At 60.4% G+C, this 4,654-nt stretch carries 5 protein-coding genes; all 5 read left to right on the top strand.

The genetic code is table 11. From position 1 onward, the window contains the following. Positions 1-1,118 precede the first annotated feature (1,118 nt). A complete protein-coding gene (locus ACJOT3_RS32690) occupies positions 1,119-1,331 on the top strand; it encodes a hypothetical protein (RefSeq protein ID WP_406976998.1) in 213 nt (70 codons plus the stop codon). A gap of 40 nt (positions 1,332-1,371) precedes the next feature. Next, positions 1,372-2,457 carry an OmpA family protein gene (locus ACJOT3_RS32685; RefSeq protein WP_406976997.1) on the top strand — a complete coding sequence of 362 codons (1,086 nt, stop codon included), beginning with the start codon at positions 1,372-1,374 and terminating at the stop codon, positions 2,455-2,457. 18 nt (positions 2,458-2,475) lie between these two features. Further along, on the top strand, positions 2,476-2,994 hold the full coding sequence (locus tag ACJOT3_RS32680; protein ID WP_406976996.1) for a hypothetical protein: 519 nt from the start codon (positions 2,476-2,478) through the stop codon (positions 2,992-2,994). Between the two features lie 222 nt (positions 2,995-3,216). Beyond that, the gene (locus ACJOT3_RS32675) at positions 3,217-3,675 is read left to right on the top strand and encodes an aggregation-promoting factor C-terminal-like domain-containing protein (protein WP_406976995.1); all 459 of its coding nucleotides are present in this window, start codon (positions 3,217-3,219) and stop codon (positions 3,673-3,675) included. Between the two features lie 326 nt (positions 3,676-4,001). Next, the gene (locus tag ACJOT3_RS32670) at positions 4,002-4,379 is read left to right on the top strand and encodes an ATP-binding protein (RefSeq protein ID WP_406976994.1); all 378 of its coding nucleotides are present in this window, start codon (positions 4,002-4,004) and stop codon (positions 4,377-4,379) included. Positions 4,380-4,654: the final 275 nt, after the last annotated feature.

The following is a 4,654-nucleotide window of genomic DNA, read 5'->3' as shown; positions in this document are numbered from 1 at the left end:
AGAACAGCATGTGGAGCCTCTGGTGGGGCGGGTTTTCTTGGTCGTTAATCCATCTACCAGGGGCTTCTTGCTGTTCAGAAGGGCTTCAGGGAGACCGGTACGGGGCTGTGACCTGCACCTTCAGGATGAAAAAGGCTCAGTGATGGCAGTGGCAGAACATGATTCCCCGAGCGAACCGGACCAGCATGGTGCGCGGTCAGCCCGACGAACACGAGACATCGGAGAAAAAACAACCGACAAAGCCGAACCCCGTCAATGAAGACGAACAGCACCCGAAGCCCAAGCGCCCATCGACCGCACAGGACTGACACTCGAGCCGACGGCCTCAGGCGCGAACCTGCACACAGCCAGGCCCTGAGCCCCTGGTTCGTGTGGTGCGGTCTCTACACTCCCGGTGCGAGCCAAGGGGTTCATAGCCGGCCGGGCTTCGCAGTGAAGGGCCGCACGGCTGCGACCACCTGCGCCGATGACTCCACACCACCACCCGCCCACCGAATGAGCCGAGCCACCGAACCCCACCAGCCCCAACCGGAAAATCCTTCCGGCACGTGAACTCTTGGGATCTCCGCGCCCAGGCGTAGATGGAGAAGAGTTGCCGGGATTCGAGCCTTCTCACTCGGTCAAGGGCATTTTTCCTGGTCACAAGCCTGCTTGCCGACTAACCACCGGCCAAGTAGTGACGTCTCGCGCGTCGACTGAGAAGATGGTGACTCGTCGAACACCGACTGTTATATCCACCCATGGGCGTTTTGCCCGAATGCAGTTCCGTGCCCAAGAGCAGAGGAGAAGCCGAGGAAGGCGCCTTCACCTGCACCTTCGTCGAAGGCGGAGAGGGCCTGTGGACAGGGTGTGATGGCCAGGATCGACGGGCATCGTGAAGGAGGATGACCTCTTCTGGTCAGATGCGGGACGTATGCCCGAGGTCTGTGCTGGATAGTGAGAATCCCAAGACGACTGCGTGCGCGGGAGTCTCGTGCCGTAACCGAGTTGTCGATGCGAGTGAACCCTGACCCTTGGTTCACCTTGGTAAAGCCATCAGGCCGTTGAGATGCATGGCTGTGTGGCCACGACGATGTGGCCGGCTGCCCCGATCTCCTCCCCCAAGGAGCTGACCCCCTGTGAACAACCTGACCAGCAAGATGTGGGCGACCCTGAGCGCCCTGCTCATCCCCCCGTCGAAGAACAACGACGACGGCGCCGGAATCGTTGAGTACGCGGCCATCCTGATCCTCGTCGCCGCTGTCGCTGTCGGCCTATTTGCCCTCGGCATCCCTGAGAACGTTACCGGAGCAATTGGCACGGCTATCTCCGATATTCTCAGTGGCCCCTGATCAAAAGCCACCCCCCATTCACACCGGACGAAAATTAACGATGCAGGAAATCCCCGAAACACTCAAAGAGTCGCCAAACAAAAGAAGTCGCCAGCCACGCCAAGGAAGCACTTTCAAGCTTCTCCCGAAGCTGATGGCAACGTCGCTTGTAATCTTCGCTTCGGGATGTGTCGTTTCAAGCGATGGCCAGCCTCCAGGAGGCGAACCCGAAAACCCACCAGGCCAGGAGAACCCTTCACCCACAGATCCGAATATAGAAGAATCCCGAGAACCAATCGGAAGCACCACGACCACAACCACGACTATCGGCGGCGAACTCCAGATAGATGTACTTGCCCTAGAAATTCTAGAAAACGACATACTCAGACTCAGTATACGCGTAAAAAACAACTCTGGAGAACCATTTTCTTTGGCCGATGGCCTCGCCGAGATGGGTGATCAGAATACCGCTAGCAGGGTTTCACTGATCGATGCGAGCAAACAGCAAAGGTACTTGAGCTACGATCTAAGCAACGGCAGGTGCTTCTGCTCCCCTGCACTCCAAGGATCCCTGGGGAGCGGAGAAAGCGCGGACCTTTGGGTTGCATATCCCAAACCGGAGAGCATACCTGGAGAAATGACTGTCATCCTCCCCATTGCACCGCCAATCCTTGACGTTCCAGTGGGAACATCATCCGAGAGTCTCCAGAATGAGGGGGTCGGGGAAGACAAAATCCTCGATCTCACCATGATTTCCGATAACCTCGATGACCAGACTGGGCGAACCGAGAGTGGCGAAGAAGTAAGCATCATCCTTTCCTCTGATGTCCTGTTTGAAACGAACAGCTCGACCCTGAGTTCAGAAGCGCAAGAAATTCTCGAACAGGTTGCCGCCGAGATCGATGACGCCTCCGCAACAGTTGTGAACATCGACGGGTACGCCGACAACACTGGAAGCGATGCGGTCAATGTTCCTCTCTCCGAAGACAGAGCAACAGAAGTCGAGCGCTCTCTTTCTGAACTCGTAACTCGTGAAGGAATATCCTTCGAGGTTGCCGGCCACGGATCCAGCGATCCGATCGCAGACAACAGCACGGAAGAGGGCCGGGAAAGAAATCGGCGAGTCTCAGTGACGTTTGAGAAGTAGGCAGAGATGAAAAATGCAATGATCCCGCAACTCGGCCTCTTCACTTCAAGCTCTCTGGCAGTGGTACTAATATCCATGGGTGTGAGTTCGGCATCTCCTATGCCCAACTCCAGCGATCTTGATATCCTTGGCTCATCCCAGGGAAATGGAACACAATCAGATAACCTCGCAGCCGAAGTCAACCAAGCAGAGAGAAACTCACAAGGCAATCTTCTTTCGGTCACCTGGACCATAGAAAACACAGGGAACGAGAGAGTCGTTCTCACCTGGCTCGAAGGAAAAACCTACACATACTCCGGCGCCAACTATGCAGGAGTGACCATAACCAGGACCGATGGTGGAACCAGGTATCACCCAGTCATGGATGGAGCAGGCGAATGCCTGTGCTCTGGCGATAACTCTTCCACGTTCAGGGAAAGAATCGAGCCGGGAGAGAAGATGTCGTACTGGTCGATGTTCTCCGTTCCCTCGGACGTGGAGAACATATCCGTAGAGATCCCTGGGTTCGAACCGATCGAGGACATCCCCATCTCCTGACCACCCCTCAGACACCCTCTGGAGACTGTTTTGCTTGGCTCCCGGCACACGAACTTCGGGGAGCCGCGGAGGCCATCGCCTTCGCGGCCTGCGGGGCGTGCGGGGGAACGCAGTGGACCCCCGCGTTTCTGGCGTCGACTCTGCCCCGCTGATTCCCACAACGGGGACCGAGGCGCCGCGCTCACCGAGACCGCAGCCGTACTCATCCTCGTTGCCGCCGTCATGGTCGCGGTGTATCAGTTGGAACTGAGCAAGACCTTCAACGAAGGCGTACGGCAGATGGTGTGCCTGGTGCGCGGGCCTTCCTGCGGGGAGACCTGGATGGAGGCCGATCGGCCGGAAGAGCCGGAAGAATACGAGTGGGGTCAGGGCAACCCGAACCGGCTCGACAACCAGAACATCGCCCGCAATCTCGCCGAGGGCTACGGCTGGCAGGACGCCGAGTGGCAGTGCCTGAGCAACCTCTGGGGCGCCATGTCCCACTGGGACCACACGGTCACCGACCCAGGGACCGGAGCGATCGGCATCACGGGGTTCGTGCCGGGCATGCACGGCACTCTGCCATCCGGGTTCCGGGACAGCGCACAGGCACAGATCGAGTGGGGCCTCGGGCACATCAGGGACACCCACGGAACCCCGTGCGTGGCCTGGTCCTACTGGCAGGGAGCCGGCTCCTACTGACGGCCCCGCTCCGAGCCCAGCCGTCGTCGGTACGAACACACTTCGCTGTTCACGTCGGCGGTGCATCTCAGTGCCTTTTCAGCACGACAGAAAGATCAACCCACTCGTCACCCGGATATACCAAATGCCCCAGGCCGCGATTCAAAGAATCGCGCAGCAGGACATAGAGGTCTGACAGCAGCGGCAGCCAGCGGATGGGAAGCCGGACCAGGAACAACGACGGTCCTGTCGGCGACGCGATTCACCGACGACAACAACCTCCGAACCCGCAAGCGCGTCGCCTTCTTCGAGGGGGACCCGGGGCGACTCTCCCACATGCGGGAGTAGTGCGAGCAGGCCCTCCGTCTCCCCCGGCCAAGAGCGACCTCCCGCTCCTCCTCTTCAGCGAGCTGGCCACCAGCGCCACCGTTCACACCGCCTCGGGCGAACCCGGCGGACGGATCCGCGTCCAGGTCGAGACCCTCCCGGCGGACATCGTCCTCATCGGCGTCAGCGACAACGGGCCGCGCACCGACAACCCCGGCATCACCTGGCCGCAGGTGTGCCGTTCCGCCCCCTCCAACCTCTCCTCTGGCGGACGCGATCTCGCCCTCGTCGCCCACCTCAGCGAACGTTGGTGGTGGACCGGCGAACCGGGACGGCCGCTGATCGTCTGGGCCCTGGTCGACGCCGACCGCGCCGCCACCGAAGAGCTCCACCCGTAGCAACCACCGGGCGCCCGCGAACGGGAAGTGCAGCCGACCGGCCGAGCCATCCGCACCGCCGCATCCATCGAACCGCGCCGAACACGACAACGCCCTGGCCCGGTGCGGACACACCGGCCCAGGGCCCGCTCACCACCTGCGATACCAGGAGGCGAACATGCGTCACCTTACAACCGGCCGCCATCGCAAACCCCACCGTTCACGAAAAGAGCGCTTCCTCGCCTTCCTCCTCACCTGCATCGCGGTGCCCCTCTCCGCCCTCTTCGTCCCCCCGA

The sequence above is a fragment of the Nocardiopsis protaetiae genome, from assembly GCF_045446735.1.
Classification (GTDB): Bacteria; Actinomycetota; Actinomycetes; order Streptosporangiales; family Streptosporangiaceae; genus Nocardiopsis; species Nocardiopsis protaetiae.
This window is presented reverse-complemented; position numbering and strand designations above follow the sequence as displayed.